The organism is Streptomyces sp. LX-29 (assembly GCF_029541745.1).
GTDB lineage: Bacteria > Actinomycetota > Actinomycetes > Streptomycetales > Streptomycetaceae > Streptomyces.
The window spans coordinates 7,988,435-8,001,896 of record NZ_CP089746.1; the positions used below are offsets into that span (position 1 = coordinate 7,988,435).

Below are 13,462 nucleotides of genomic sequence, written 5' to 3' on the forward strand. Positions count from 1 at the left end.
CGCGTCCGCCGGCTCACTCGTCCTCCGGCATGGGGGCGGGCCGGGCCTCTCGCATGCGTTCGGGTGTCCAATAGCCCTCGGACGTGCCGGGGTCCGGCCGCACGTCGCTGCTGGTGGAGCCCGGAGCCGGCGGAGGCTGCGGAGGTTTGGGCGCGGCCGCCGCGGTGCGCCAGGCGACCAGCGCGACCACGGCGGCGAGCACGGCGGCGGCCGTGCCCCACCACGGCAACCGGTTCGCCCTGCCGCGGCCGCGGCCGCGGTCGTGGAGTCGGGCGGGTGTGGCGTGGTGGGGCCGGCTCATGGCACTGTCTCCTCGTCGGAGGGTCAGGTGACGCTACCCTGCGCGTCGACCATCGCCTTCACCGCGTCGTCGAAGTACGGGGTCCGGTTCCAGCCGTCCGTGGCGAGCGTGCTCATCACGCCGTTGACGGAGCCCAGCCCGGTGAGCGGGTTGTAGTCCCGCAGCCAGGGGCCGCCGCTGGAGCCGCCACCGAAGTTGCACTGCATCTCGCGCCGGCCGTCGGTGACCGGACGGGTGACGCCCGTGCACCACGACTGCACCTCTCCGTCGGAGAAGTTGCCCGGGTAGCCGAGGATCGTGATGGCCTGGTCGGTGGGGAAGTTCCAGCTCAGCCCGTGACCGCCGGTCACGTCGACGACCTTGCTCCCGTTGAGCGTGAAGGTCGTCACCACCGCCACGTCCCGGCGCAGGTCGGAGTCGTTGATCCAGGCGTCGAAGGTGCGGAACTGCTGGGCGGAGAAGAGCCCGAACGGGGTCACGCCCTCACGGTAGCGCGGCGCGTAGGTCCAGTTGGTCATCCAGGTGCCGCCGCCGCCCTGGTGCACACAGTGGCCCGCGGTGATGAGCATCTGCCGCGACGGGCTGCTGAGGGCGCTGGCCGAGCACACGTAGTCGAGCCCGTCCCCGGGGTCGGTGAAGAACACCTTGCCGACCGCGGCCGATTCGGTGAGCTGCGCCGCGGCCTGTGCCTGTGCCTGGGGCTTGGCCTGGTCCTGCTTCTGGGTCTTCGGCTTGGCCTGTGCCTGGGGCTTGGCCTGGTCCTGCTTCTGGGTCTTCGGCTTGGCCTGTGCCTGGGGCTTGGCCTGCTCCTGCTTCTGGGTCTTCGGCTTCGCCTGTGCCTGGGGCTTGGCCTGGCCCTGCTTCTGGGTCTTCGGCTTGGCCTGGGGCTTGGCCTGGCCCTTCTCCTGGGGCTTCGGCTTGGGCTTGGCCTCCCTCTGGGGCTCCGCCGCTGCCGGGGGCGCGCTCGCGTCGGTACTGCCCTGCCGTGCGTCGGCGGGCGGCGTCGACTCGGCCTTCGCGCTCTGGCCCGACGCGCCCGGCGCCATGTCGACGCGGTCGAGCGGTATGGCGTTCTTCATCCGCTCGGGCGTCCAGTAGCGCTGCAGCGCCTCGGCGGCGGTCGGTGAGTCGATCACCTCGCCATTGGCCATCCGCGGGGCGGGGCTGGCCGTGGTCTCGAGGGGCGGCACGGGGTCGGTCGGGTCGGGCGTGGCCCAGGCGGTCGCCGGACCGGTGAGCGCCAGGATGGCGGCCGTCGCCAGCGGAAGGACCGCGAGTCTGATACTTCGCACGGGTTTTGCTCCTTTGATCGAGGAGGGCAACGCGCGGCGGAATGGACCCGCACACCCCGTCGCGTCCTGCGGGCCTGCCCGGGGCGCCGATCAATGCGGACGTCCCCGGCGCGGGCTCGAGTTCCGAGGGCGCGGGTCGAACGGGCATGAACCACGTTCACTGCCGGTGTGCCGCGTTGCGGGAGCACGTTGCGCGCGACACGAGAGCGCTACAACGTGACACACCGACATCATGTGATCGCGCACGGTGGCCCGGCTTGGTGGGCTGCTCCGGACGAGTGATCGCGGCCTCCCGCGCGCCGGCTGCCGGCACCGGGCGTCCCGGGCCGCCGCGGTGCGCCCCGTCCCGGGAAACGCCTGGTGGGGGCGTGGTACGCGCCGTCGCCCGGGACGGTCGCAGGAGTGGTGTGCGGTGCCCGGGGGCGCGCCGAGGGGCCGGGAGCGGCTGCCGGCTCGTCCACGCGGCGGCCGCGGCCGGTCGGCGACCGGCCGGCCGGGTGGTGGGTGGTCGGCCGCGTCCCCGTCGTGGGCGCGCATCGACACCCCCGCGACCGGGCAGGGATGTACCGCCGCGGCGGCCGAACGGGAGGCTCTTGGTGGGTACGGACCGGCACGGACAGACGATGACCCGCACCGGCGCCGACGCGGCGCGCCACTACGAGAGCGCGCTGGACCATCTGCTCTTCTTCCGCGAGGAGGTGGACGCGGAGGTGCGTGCGGTGCTCCGCGACTCGCCCCGTTCGGTCATGGGCAACGTCTTCGCCGCCTACCTCGGACTGCTGGGCACGGAGGAGACCGCCGCGGCCGACGCCCGCGGCGCGTTCGAGGCGTTCCGGCGGGAGGTGGACCCCGCGCGACTCACCTCTCGGGAGCGCGGGCACCTGGAGGCCGCGTCCTCCTGGCTCGCGGGCGACATCCACCGCGCTGGCCGCCTCCTGGCCGAGGTGAGCGTGGCCTGCCCGCGGGACGCGCTCGCCCTCGCCGTGGGCCATCAGATCGACTTCTTCACCGGCGACGCCGTGCTGCTGCGCGACCGCATCGGCGGCGCCCTCTCCGCCTGGGACGCGGACGATCCGCACTACGGGCCGCTGCTCGGCTGTTACGCCTTCGGCCTGGAGGAGTCCGGCCACTACCAACGGGCCGAGCAGGTGGGCTTGGAGGCCGTGCAGCGCAACGCCCGCGACGTGTGGGGCATCCACGCCGTGGTGCACGCCTACGAGATGCAGGGGCGCTTCGAGGACGGCATCCGCTACCTGGACGCCCGCGCCCGGAACTGGGCGGACGGCAACTACCTCACCGTGCACAACTGGTGGCACTACGCCCTCTACCTTCTGGAGTCCGGGCGCACCGACCGCGTGCTGGAGGTCTACGACACCGCCGTGCACCACGAGGACTCGTCCGACGCGGCGATGGAGCTGCTGGACGCGGCCTCGCTGCTGTGGCGCCTGCACCTGGCCGGCGTCGACACCGGCGACCGGTGGAGCACCCTGGCCGACGCCTGGGCGCGGCGGCGGGACGGCGCGTACTACGCCTTCAACGACGCCCACGCCGTCATGGCCTACGTGGGCGCCGGCCGCCTCTCCGACGCCGAGGCCCTCGTCCGGGACCGGCAGGACTGGGTTCGGCGCGCCGACCCGGGCCTGTCCAACGTCTCCATGACCGTCGACATCGGCCTGCCGGTGTGCCGGGCCCTGGTCGACTACGGGCGCGGCCGCTACGACGAGGTCACCGAGCTGCTGCTTCCGCTGCGCCGCCGCCTCCACGCCTTCGGCGGCAGCCACGCCCAGCGGGACGCGCTGCAGCGCACCCTGGTCGAGGCCACCCTGCGGGGCAGCCGTCCCGACCTGGCCCGGACCCTGCTGAGCGAACGCGTCAGCCTGCGCCCGCGGTGCCGCTACGACCGGCAGGCCCAGACCCGCCTCGCCGGCCGGCTGGGCGGATGACCGGCGGCGCCGCGTCGGCCGGCTCCGACACCCAGGGCGACGTCCGTGCCGGCGCTCAGGGCGCCGTCGGCCGGTTCGGCTGGATCAGGTCCCAGCGGTTTCCGTACAGGTCCCGGAAGACGGCCACCGTGCCGTACGGCTCGCGCCGGGGAGCCTCCTCGAACACGACCCCGGCCGCCCGCATCCGCTCGTAGTCGCGGTCGAAGGCGTCGGTGTTCAGGAACCAGCCGACCCGGCCACCGGTCTGGTCGCCGACCCGGGCCGCCTGTTCGCCGTTCGCGGCCCTGGCCAGGAGCACCGCCGCCTCCCGCGCTCCGGGCGGAGCGACGACCACCCACCGCTTCGCGTCGTCGATCCGGGTGTCCTGCAGGAGCTCGAAGCCGAGGACGTCCCGATAGAAGGCGATCGCCGCGTCGTAGTCGCGCACGACCACGGTCACCAGTCCGAGATGAGGCATCCGGCGATGATGTCAGTGCGTCGGCCGCACGCGCCACCAGGCCCGGGGGGGCGATGGTGCGCGAGCACGGCGCCGGACCCGGCCGTCAGTCGAACCGAATGTGCCTGATCCCCGTCCAGGCGCGTCGCAGCCGTCCGCGCAGCTCTCCGTCCGAGTTCGGGCTCAGCGCCAGACCCGCCGAGGCGGCGACGCGCTCGGCGACCTGCGGGACCGTCAGCCGATCGGTCCACAGATGCTCGGCGAACTCCTCCCCGCGCAGGCGCTCCAGACAGACGTCGAGCTTGGACACCGCGAAGCTCTCCCGACGCAGCGCGGTGTCCTTGCCGGCGACGAGCCCGATCGCGTGTCCGAGGCCGCGCTCACGCAGTCGGCGCAGCACCGTCTCCCGCTCGGCGAGCAGGGCGAAGTGCCTGACCTCGTGGCCGCATTCGCGCAGCCGGCCGACGGTCTCCTGGAAGTACTTCGGCTCCACGACCGTCATCGGCACGATCACCACCCCGTCGTGCCGGCGCAGTGTCAGGTCCAGCACCTCGAAGACCCCCTGCCGCCACGCCGCGAGGTCCTGGAAGTCCCCGCGCAGGCTCCGCGGCAGCGTCCGGTGGAGTCCGAATCCGACGTGTTCGGGATCGCAGACGATGCTGCCGGGGAGCCGGCGCCGGATCTCGTACGTGGTCTGCGTCTTGCCGCCCCCGAAGGGGCCGTTGATCCATAAGAGCATGGTCCGATCCTACGGGGGCACGCGGGCCGAGCCCGCGGCCGTCGAGGGGGTGGGCGGAAAGTAGGGTGGATCGCCCCCGTCGACGCGGCGGGGTGGAAACGGGGGAGGGGCGAGATTGGACATCCTGAGCGAGGCGCTGAGCTCGATGCGGACCGGGCAACCCACGTCGGTGCGCACCGAAGGCCGAGCGCCGTGGGGCCTGCGGCTCCCCAAGGTGGCGGGGGCCGGTTTCCACGTGGTGCTGCACGGCAGGTGCTGGCTGGTCCCCCTCGACGACACACGACACCTCGCGCCGCTCGACCTGAGCACGGGTGACGTGGTCTTCCTGCGGGACGGCCGGGACCACATCCTCGCCGACCACCCCGACACGCCGGCCGAGGCGGAGCAGCCCCACCACTACCGTCCGGGATCCCCCCTGGGCACGGTGAGCCTCGGCGGCGACGGGCCGCTCACCCGTCTGCTGTGCGGGAACTACCACCTGGACCAGGGGCGCCCCCACCCCCTGGTGCGTCAACTCCCGGAGGTCGTCCACCTCAGGACCGGGCAGGGCCGCCACCCCGAGTTGAACGCCGCGATCGGCCTGCTCGCCGCGGAGTTGGAGAACCCGCGCATCGGGTCGGCCGGCATCGTCCCCACACTCATCGACTCGCTGCTGCTCTACATCCTGCGGGGCTGGCTGGAGGAGCAGCCACCCGCGACGGCCAGGGGCTGGGCCGCCGCCCTGGGCGACTCGGCGGTGGCGCCGGCCCTGGCGGCCATCCATGCGGACCCTTCCGTCCCGTGGACGGTCGAGTCACTGGCCGAACGGGTGGGCCTGTCCCGCGCGGCCTTCGCGCGGCGCTTCACCACGCTGGTCGGCGAGCCGCCCATGGCCTATCTGACCCGCTGGCGCATGACGACCGCCGCCAGGCTCCTCCGGGAGTCCAAGGCCCCGCTCACCGCGGTGGCCGCCCGGACCGGATACGGCTCGGAGTACGCCTTCGCCAAAGCGTTCAAGCGCGAGTTCGGGCAGGCTCCCGGCGGCTACCGCCGACAGTCCCGGGCCGCCGCCTGAGGAGCCCGAGGTCCGGTCTGCCGCCGGAGAGCGGGAGGCCGGCCTCCGCATGACGGTCCGTCACCGTGGGCGTCACCGCGAGCCGCATCACGTGCCACCGCGGGCGCACGGAAGGTTCTCCCGGGGCGTTGTCAGTGGTCGATGTCATGATCGGTCGAGTGGAGGTCAGTTCATGACCTGACCCGGGAACGAGGCAGAGGAGCGTTTCGGTGCGCATCGTGATCAGTGAGTTCATGAGCCTGGACGGCGTCGTGCAGGCGCCGGGCGGCCCGGAGGAGGACACCGACGGCGGGTTCGCCCACGGCGGCTGGTCGCACCCGTTCTTCGACCCGGAGGTGGTGGGCGGCGCCTTCGACGACGCGTTGCGCACGGCCGAGGGGCTGCTCTTCGGACGCCGCACCTGGCGGACGATGGCCGCGGCGTGGCCGGAGCGGGCCGGCGACCCCTTCGCCGACCGGATGAACGCACTCCCGAAGTACGTCGTCTCCGGCACCCTCGGCGACGACGAGGTGAGGGCGTGGGAGAACACCACCCGCATCCCCGGCGACGAGGCCGTCGCCCGGCTGCGGAGGCTGCGCGCGGCCGACGGCGGAGACCTGCTGGTCATGGGCAGCCCCACGCTGGTGCGCACCCTGCTCGAAGAGGGCCTGGTCGACGAGCTCCGACTCATGATCATGCCGGTGCTGCTGGGCGGCGGAAAGACGATCTTCCCGGGCGACGGTGGGCTGCGCACGCTGGAGCTGGTCTCCACGGTCGCCAGCGGCGCGGGTGTGCAGGTGTGCACCTACCGCCCGGTGGCCCAGGCGTCGGCCTGACACTCCGGCGGGCGGCCCCGACGGAGCGCGTACGACGCGCATGCGGGGCGGACCGGTAGCGGCCGCGCATGACGCACGTGAGGCGGCCCGGCGGCGGCCCCGACGAAGCGCGCATGGCGCATGCGGGGCGGCCCGCCGGCGGCCCGGGGGTCTCAGCCGCGTCGGATGCGACGGACCAGCCGGGACAGCATGAAGTACAGCACCGTGACGACCGCCCAGCCTGCCAGGAACTGCATGGCCAGGGGCTTGTCGCCCTCGCTCCACAGGATGGCCGTCAACCCCGGGCCGCCGATCCACCAGAGGAACACGATGATGGCGACGACCGCCCCGGCGACGGATTCGGCCAGTTCGCCGAGGACCTCCTTGACCCAGTCCAACATGACTACCTACCCCCGTGCGGATGAAGTGGTTTCTTGATCAACTGTAGGAGTGTAAAGGCAGGTGTCGGCGCCTCCGAGCGGCCCGGATCCGCCCATGAAGATCACTGAGGCGACCCGCCGCCGGTAGGGTGGCCCGTCGTGGACGCAGCCATGGGAAACGAGATGGTCGCCGTGCCTCCGGGGCGGGTGACGCTGTCCGACCGACGGACACGGCGCGGTTGGTCGGTCGACGTCGCGCCCTACCGGCTGTCGGCGTTCCCGGTCACCCAGGCGTGGTACGCGCGGGTCACCGGCGAGCGGCCGAGCGCCGCCCACGGGGACCTGCTGCCCGTCGAGGGGGTGTCCTGGTGGGACGCGGTCCGTTTCTGCAACGAGCTCTCCCGCCAGGAGGGGTTGACGCCCGCGTATCGCCTGCGCCCCGCCGCCGAGGAGATCGAGTGGGACGCCTCCGCCGACGGATACCGGCTGCCGACCGAGGCCGAATGGGAGCACGCGTGCCGTGCCGGAAGCACCGGCCCACGGTACGGGGAGCTCGACGACATCGCATGGCACCGGGACAACGCCGACGACCGGATCCACGCCGTGGGCGGCAAGCGCCCCAACGCGTGGGGCTTCCACGACATGTTGGGCAATGTCTGGGACTGGTGCTGGGACGTCTACGACGCCGAGGTCTACGGCAGCTACCGGGTGCTCCGCGGCGGCGGTTGGTCCGACCCGCACTGGAGCTGCCGGGCCTCGGTGCGGCGTCGCAGCCATCCGACCTTCCGGATCGACGACGTGGGGTTCCGCGTGGCGCGCTCCGCGCCCCCCGCCCGACCGTAGCCGCCGCACCGACAGGGCGCGGGACCCGGACGTCCGGGTGCCGCCTTCGACCACCCCGCCGCGCCGGCTCCCCGCCGGCCGCCGCGTGGGCGGCGACCCACCCTGTCCGAACATCGCCACGCGGCCTCCCCTCGACGCCGGACCCCGCCCATCATGAGGGGCGCTGTGTCCTGAGACGTGCACCAGGGAGGGGAAGCCCGTGCGGGACGAAACGCACGACTACATCGTGGTGGGGGCGGGATCGGCGGGCTGCGTCCTGGCCGCGAGGCTCAGCGAGGACCCCGGCGTCCGCGTCCTGCTGCTGGAGGCCGGTCCCACCGACGACGCCCCGGAGATCCGCATACCGGCCGCGTTCGGAAAGCTGTTGCGCACCGGGTACGACTGGGACTACACCACCGAGCCCGAGCCGGGGCTGGACGGCCGCCGCCGCTACCTCCCGCGCGGTCGGATGCTCGGCGGCTCGTCGTCCATGAACGCGATGATCTACATACGCGGCAACCACCGCGACTACGACGCCTGGTCCGACGCCGGCGCCAAGGGATGGAGCTGGGACGAGGTCTTCCCCTACTTCCTCCGGGCGGAGGACCACCACGCCGGCCCGTCCCGCTGGCACGCGGCCGGTGGTCCGCTCACCGTCAGCGAGGGCCGCTCCCGCAGCCCGCTCATGGCGGCGTACGTGGAGGCCGCGCGGGAGGCCGGCCACCGGTTCAACCCCGACTTCAACGGGGCCGAGCAGGACGGCGTCGGCTTCTACGAACTCACCCAGCGCGACGGGCTGCGCCACAGCACGGCCGACGCCTATCTGCGCCCCGCCATGGAGCGGCCGAACCTCACGGTGCTCACGGGGACCTGCTGCACCCGCCTGCTCTTCGCCCGGGAGCGCGTCGTGGGCGTGGCGGCCGAGCGCTACGGGAGCCCGCTGGAGCTCCACGCCGAGCGTGAGGTGGTCCTCGCGGCGGGCGCCTACAACTCCCCGCAGCTGTTGATGCTCTCCGGTATCGGGGTGGCCTCGGAGCTGGCGGCCGTCGGCATCACCCCCCGCGTCGACCTGCCCGTCGGCGAGAACCTCCAGGACCACCCCCACCTGCCCCTCATCCACCTCACCGACACCGAGTCGCTGCTGACCGCGGAGTCGCCGGAGAACGTCGCCCTGCTGGAGTCCGAGGCCCGCGGCCCGCTCACCTCGAACGTGGGGGAGGCGGGCGGTTTCGTCCGCACCGTCGACGGGCTCGACGCGCCGGACGTGCAGCTCCACGCGCTTCCGGCCATGTTCCACGAGGAGGGCCTCGGCGCTCCCCGTATGCACGGTTTCCACCACGGCGCGGTGCTGCTGAACACCACCAGCCGCGGCAGGGTGACCCTGCGCTCCACCCTGCCCAGCGCCAAGCCGCGCGTCCTGCACAACTACCTCACCACGGAGGAGGACCGCGCGGCGGCGGTGCGGGCCCTGCGGCTGCTGCTCGACATCGCCGGCCGACCGGCCCTGCGGGCGCACCGACGAGCCGACTTCCTGGTGCCGCGCTCGGACGGCGACTCCGACCTCCTCGACTTCGCCCGACGCGAGCTGCACAGCCTCTACCACCCGGCGGGCACCTGCGCCATGGGCACGGTGGTCGACGAGGCGCTGCGGGTCGACGGGGTGAGCGGGCTACGGGTGGCCGACGCCTCGATCATGCCGACCCTCGTGCGCGGCAACACCAACGCGCCCACCATCATGATCGCGGAGAAGGCCGCCGATCTGATCCGCGGCAGGGCCGCCCCCGTCGCCCCGGCGCCGCGGTAACTCATTGAGTGAGCGTCATATCCCGCTGTCCACGGGGTGGTTCGTCGACCTTCCGCCGGGCCGCGTCCGGTCGTGACCCGGCCACTCGGCCATGGGGATCGGCCACTCGGGCGGGCATGATGACCGCATGAATGATCGTGAAGAACTGCCGATGGCGGTGGACGCGGAAACGCTGCTCACCCTGGCCGACGAGTACCACGACCGCACGGGCCGGGCCTGGGGGACCCGCGAGGTCGGCGGACACCTGGTGAAGGTGTACTCCCTGGAGGCCCCGGGCCGCACGGTCACGGAGCGGGACGCGGCCGAGGCGCTGCGGATCGCCGCGGGCCATCTCGAACTGGGGCGCGCCCGCGGGTCGCTCGGACTCGCCGTCGTGATCCTGCACGCGGGCGGCGACGGCGACTACGTCCTCGTCCACACCTGGATCGAGGGGTACATGTCCGACCTGGCCGTCTTCACCGGCCCGGCCGCGCGGCCCGACCTGCTCCGCCCGGGCCGCGCCGGCCTCGCTCCCTGTGTCTGGGAGGCGGCCGTGCTGGCTCATGAACGGGACGCCTTCGCCCGTCACATCCTCGGCGGAGGCGGCGCGCTCCCGGACCGACTGGTCGCCTGGGGGGCGGACACCCTGAGCGGAAGCGTGCGCTGACGGAACGGTGGGCGGGAGCGGCGGCTGACGTCACCGTGCCCGCCCGCCCTGTGAACGCACCCTTCTCGCATGGTTTGCACTAGTGCAAATAAAGATTGAAGCTAGTTCAAAAACTGGCTAGGGTTCTGGCCATGGCTGCGAACATCACTGCGAAGACCCCTGCGCCGACCACCCTGACGGGTCGTCACGTACGTCTCGTTCCCCTGACCATGGACCACCTCCCCGACCTCTTCGTGGCGGGCGGCGGCGACGACGAGGTGTGGCGATGGCAGGGTGGTCCCACCCCACAGACGCAAGAAGAGCTCGGCGCGAAGCTCGCCGAGCTCCTCGAGCAGTCGGAGCGGGGTGAGTTCGTCCCCTTCGCCGTCATCCACCGCGACAGTGGTCGGACCGTCGGCTGGACCACCTACACGGCGATCGACACGGTCCATCGGGGGCTGGAGATCGGCTGGACCTGGTACGGGCGCGCGTACTGGCGCACGGCGGTCAACACCGAGACGAAGCTCCTGCTGCTGGACCACGCCTTCGAGGAGCTGGGCATGGAACGCGTGCAGTTGAAGACCGACCACATGAACCACCGCTCACAGGCCGCCATCGCCCGTCTCGGCGCCCAGCGCGAAGGGGTGTTGCGGCGGCACCGTCTCCGCCCGGACGGCACCTGGCGGGACAGCGTCTACTTCTCCCTCGTCAGGGAGGAGTGGCCGGCCGCTCGGGCGCGCCTCGCCGCCCGGCTCGACGCCTGACACCGTCGGACCGCGCGCCGTCCGTGACGGGCTGGCGCGGCCGATCGACCCGGTACAGATAGTGGGTGCGGTCGTCGACGGGGTTGTCCGGCTCCAGCTCCCCTTCCGCGACGCGCCGCAGCCCCGCCTTCTCCAGTGCCCGCCACGACGCCCGGTTGGCCGCGACCACCGGCACCAGCACGCACCGGCCGCCGGGAGCTCCACCCAGGTGCGCTCGACCATCGAGCGGATCATCGTCGTCCCGATGCCCCGACCGACGTGCTGCCGATCGCCGATCAGGTAGTCGATGGTGACCGCCTCGTCGGGCACCGGGGCGAGGGCCGCCAAGTCGGCCAGGTAGTCGGGGTGGTCGGCCAGTCGGCACCGCTGGACCAGGCCGATCGGTCGACCGTCGAGCAGGACCAACAGATCCTCGGAGGGTTCCTCGCCCCTGGCGGCGGGGCCGAAGTCGCGGGCCACCGCCTCCGCCGAGGTCTCGTGGTTCCACCACCGCGCCACATGCGGCTGTGCCAACCATCGCCTCAGCAGCGGGAAGTCCCGCTCCTCCAGTCGACGGAACGAGATCGTCGGCGGACACCCGCGATTCCCCATCACCGACCTCCCCACAAGATCCCGCGTCGCCTCCGGTGTCGCGTCTCGTAAGATCACGAGGGAGACACTCCGTCACCATACCGACGGAGCACAGCGGGGGAATGCGAAGAGATGAACGAGAAGGACTTCCTGGCCGAGCGCTTCGAGGAGCACCGTAGCCACCTGCGCGCGGTCGCCCACCGGATCCTCGGCTCGTCGAACGAGGCCGACGACGCCGTCCAGGAGGCATGGCTCCGACTGAGCCGCGGCGACAGCGGCGACATCGCCAACCTGGGCGGCTGGCTGACCACCGTCGTCGGTCGGATCTGCCTGGACATGCTGCGCTCGCGCACCTCGCGCCGTGAGGACTCGCTGCCGGATCACGAGTCCGCCGACCCGCTCCCGAGGAGCGAGGAGGCCCCGGTCAATCCCGAGCAGGAGGCGCTGCTGGCCGACTCCGTCGGCTCCGCGCTGTTCGTCGTCCTCGACACGCTGACCCCCGCCGAGCGGCTGGCCTTCGTGCTGCACGACCTGTTCGCCGTGCCCTTCGACGACATCGCCCTCATCCTGGACCGCACCCCCGCGTCGACACGCCAGCTGGCGAGCCGGGCCCGCCGCCGGGTTCAGGGAAGGCCGGTCGACGCGGCCGCCGAGACCGACCACACCCATCGCCGCGCGGTCGTCGACGCCTTCCTCACCGCCGCCCGCGGCGGCGACTTCGACGCCCTGCTCGCCGTCCTCGACCCCGAGGTCGTCGTCCGCGCCGACCGGGCCGTTCCGCTCCTCGGCGGGGCCGACGAACTCCGCGGCCGCTCCTCCGTACTCAACGCCTTCCTGGGTCGGGCCCAGGAAGCGCGCACTGCCGTGCTGGACGGCTCCGTGGACGCCGCCTTCGTCCCCGGCGGCCAGGTGCGCGGCGCCCTCCACTTCACCATCGTGGACGGCAGGATCACCGCCATCGACCTCGTCGGCGACCCCGCCCGACTGGGCCGCCTCGCGGTGCAGTTGCTCGACGCCTGACCCCTGTCGATCGGACGCCCGACCCCTGCCGCCCTCGGGCGGCAGGGGCCTCTCCACGGCGGATGCGGGGACGCGTCGTCGGGGCGGCATCCCGCGGTCCCTGCGCCGCGCTCGCGCCTCGCGCCTCGCGTCGCCCGCGCTCGCGCCTCGCCGCCCCGGCATGCGACCCCGCCCCGGGCCTCGTGCCGAAGAACCGGCGGCGCGACGGAAGTCGGCGCGGATCACCGACCGTCGCCGCGGTGTCGATCGCTCCCGCCCGTCGCCGTGGTGACACGCCCGCCCGGATCTATCCCGCCTCGGGCTTCCGCAGCGCCGCCGCGACCAGTCCCTGGATCTCCTCCCGCGGCACATGTCCGCCGCTTACCAGACGGTCGAAGACCAGCCCGTCGACGCAGGCCAGCAGGGTGAGGGCGCGGCCCTCGACGTCGGTCACGCCGTGCGCCGCCAGGAACTCCCGCACGGCGGTGTGCGCCGCGTTGTCCCTCGGCAGCAGGATCTCCCGCAGCTCGGGCTGATGCACGCTCTCGACGGCGCAGGCGTACCGGGCGAGGGAGCGTCGGCGTCCCGAATCGGTGAGCCGCCGCTCGGTGAAGGCGGCGATCCCGTCGATCAGTTCGTCGGCGTTCCGCGGCGTCGGCATCGCCTCCCCGATCGCCTGGAGTTCGGACTGGTCGCGTTCGACAAGCCGCCGCACCAGCGCGGTGAGAAGCGCCTTGCGAGTGCGGAAGTAGGCCGATGTGGTGCCGGACGGGAGGTCGGCCTCCCGGTCGACGGCGCGATGGGTCAGGCCCCGCATCCCGTGGTCGGCGAGCACGGTGATCGCCGCGTCGGCGAGAACGGTCCGTCGGTCTGTGGTCACCCCCCATTTCTACACCGGTAGAAGCCGCGCGTTACTCTCCTTCTACAGCTGTAGATTCT

At 72.8% G+C, this 13,462-nt stretch carries 14 protein-coding genes and 1 pseudogene; 8 read left to right on the top strand and 7 right to left on the bottom strand.

Features of this window, described 5'->3' with window-relative positions; translation table 11 throughout:
• Positions 1 to 13: 13 nt before the first annotated feature.
• Both LRS74_RS32425 and LRS74_RS32430 read right to left on the bottom strand, forming a co-directional pair.
• Positions 14 to 301, bottom strand: coding sequence for a hypothetical protein (locus LRS74_RS32425; RefSeq protein ID WP_277744360.1), 288 nt, complete (start codon positions 299 to 301; stop codon positions 14 to 16).
• A 23-nt stretch (positions 302 to 324) separates the two neighbouring features.
• Positions 325 to 1,593, bottom strand: coding sequence for a hypothetical protein (locus LRS74_RS32430; RefSeq protein ID WP_277744361.1), 1,269 nt, complete (start codon positions 1,591 to 1,593; stop codon positions 325 to 327).
• 623 nt (positions 1,594 to 2,216) lie between these two features.
• Here LRS74_RS32430 and LRS74_RS32435 point away from each other — a divergent pair.
• On the top strand, positions 2,217 to 3,536 hold the full coding sequence (locus LRS74_RS32435; RefSeq protein ID WP_277744362.1) for a tetratricopeptide repeat protein: 1,320 nt from the start codon (positions 2,217 to 2,219) through the stop codon (positions 3,534 to 3,536).
• Between the two features lie 55 nt (positions 3,537 to 3,591).
• Here the strand turns inward: LRS74_RS32435 and LRS74_RS32440 are convergent, their stop codons facing one another.
• Together LRS74_RS32440 and LRS74_RS32445 are read right to left on the bottom strand one after the other, a co-directional pair.
• Positions 3,592 to 3,993: a VOC family protein gene (locus tag LRS74_RS32440; RefSeq protein WP_277744363.1), complete on the bottom strand. Its 402-nt coding sequence runs from the start codon at positions 3,991 to 3,993 to the stop codon at positions 3,592 to 3,594.
• A gap of 85 nt (positions 3,994 to 4,078) precedes the next feature.
• Positions 4,079 to 4,711, bottom strand: coding sequence for an AAA family ATPase (locus LRS74_RS32445; protein ID WP_277744364.1), 633 nt, complete (start codon positions 4,709 to 4,711; stop codon positions 4,079 to 4,081).
• Positions 4,712 to 4,826: 115 nt separating this feature from the next.
• Here LRS74_RS32445 and LRS74_RS32450 point away from each other — a divergent pair, with 115 nt between their 5' ends.
• Both LRS74_RS32450 and LRS74_RS32455 read left to right on the top strand, forming a co-directional pair.
• Complete coding sequence (locus LRS74_RS32450; protein ID WP_277744365.1) at positions 4,827 to 5,765, top strand: AraC family transcriptional regulator; 939 nt, start codon at positions 4,827 to 4,829, stop codon at positions 5,763 to 5,765.
• Between the two features lie 209 nt (positions 5,766 to 5,974).
• A complete protein-coding gene (locus LRS74_RS32455) occupies positions 5,975 to 6,580 on the top strand; it encodes a dihydrofolate reductase family protein (protein WP_277744366.1) in 606 nt (201 codons plus the stop codon).
• A gap of 152 nt (positions 6,581 to 6,732) precedes the next feature.
• Here the strand turns inward: LRS74_RS32455 and LRS74_RS32460 are convergent, their stop codons facing one another.
• The gene (locus LRS74_RS32460; protein ID WP_277744367.1) at positions 6,733 to 6,960 is read right to left on the bottom strand and encodes a hypothetical protein; all 228 of its coding nucleotides are present in this window, start codon (positions 6,958 to 6,960) and stop codon (positions 6,733 to 6,735) included.
• A gap of 138 nt (positions 6,961 to 7,098) precedes the next feature.
• Here LRS74_RS32460 and LRS74_RS32465 point away from each other — a divergent pair, with 138 nt between their 5' ends.
• The 4 genes from LRS74_RS32465 (at position 7,099) to LRS74_RS32480 (ending at position 10,954) form a co-directional block, all read left to right on the top strand.
• Positions 7,099 to 7,782: an SUMF1/EgtB/PvdO family nonheme iron enzyme gene (locus LRS74_RS32465; protein WP_277744368.1), complete on the top strand. Its 684-nt coding sequence runs from the start codon at positions 7,099 to 7,101 to the stop codon at positions 7,780 to 7,782.
• Positions 7,783 to 7,981: 199 nt separating this feature from the next.
• Positions 7,982 to 9,565, top strand: coding sequence for a GMC family oxidoreductase N-terminal domain-containing protein (locus tag LRS74_RS32470; protein ID WP_277744369.1), 1,584 nt, complete (start codon positions 7,982 to 7,984; stop codon positions 9,563 to 9,565).
• A 127-nt stretch (positions 9,566 to 9,692) separates the two neighbouring features.
• Complete coding sequence (locus LRS74_RS32475; protein WP_277744370.1) at positions 9,693 to 10,211, top strand: hypothetical protein; 519 nt, start codon at positions 9,693 to 9,695, stop codon at positions 10,209 to 10,211.
• A 143-nt stretch (positions 10,212 to 10,354) separates the two neighbouring features.
• Complete coding sequence (locus tag LRS74_RS32480) at positions 10,355 to 10,954, top strand: GNAT family protein (protein ID WP_277745035.1); 600 nt, start codon at positions 10,355 to 10,357, stop codon at positions 10,952 to 10,954.
• 249 nt (positions 10,955 to 11,203) lie between these two features.
• On the opposite strand, the pseudogene LRS74_RS32485 reads toward LRS74_RS32480, so the two are convergent.
• A pseudogene (locus tag LRS74_RS32485) lies at positions 11,204 to 11,545 on the bottom strand (GNAT family N-acetyltransferase); the annotation flags it as partial.
• A gap of 111 nt (positions 11,546 to 11,656) precedes the next feature.
• Between LRS74_RS32485 and LRS74_RS32490 the strand changes: the two are divergent.
• The gene (locus tag LRS74_RS32490) at positions 11,657 to 12,544 is read left to right on the top strand and encodes a sigma-70 family RNA polymerase sigma factor (protein WP_277744371.1); all 888 of its coding nucleotides are present in this window, start codon (positions 11,657 to 11,659) and stop codon (positions 12,542 to 12,544) included.
• A 286-nt stretch (positions 12,545 to 12,830) separates the two neighbouring features.
• Here LRS74_RS32490 and LRS74_RS32495 read toward each other — a convergent pair whose 3' ends face one another.
• Complete coding sequence (locus LRS74_RS32495; protein ID WP_277744372.1) at positions 12,831 to 13,403, bottom strand: TetR family transcriptional regulator C-terminal domain-containing protein; 573 nt, start codon at positions 13,401 to 13,403, stop codon at positions 12,831 to 12,833.
• Positions 13,404 to 13,462: the final 59 nt, after the last annotated feature.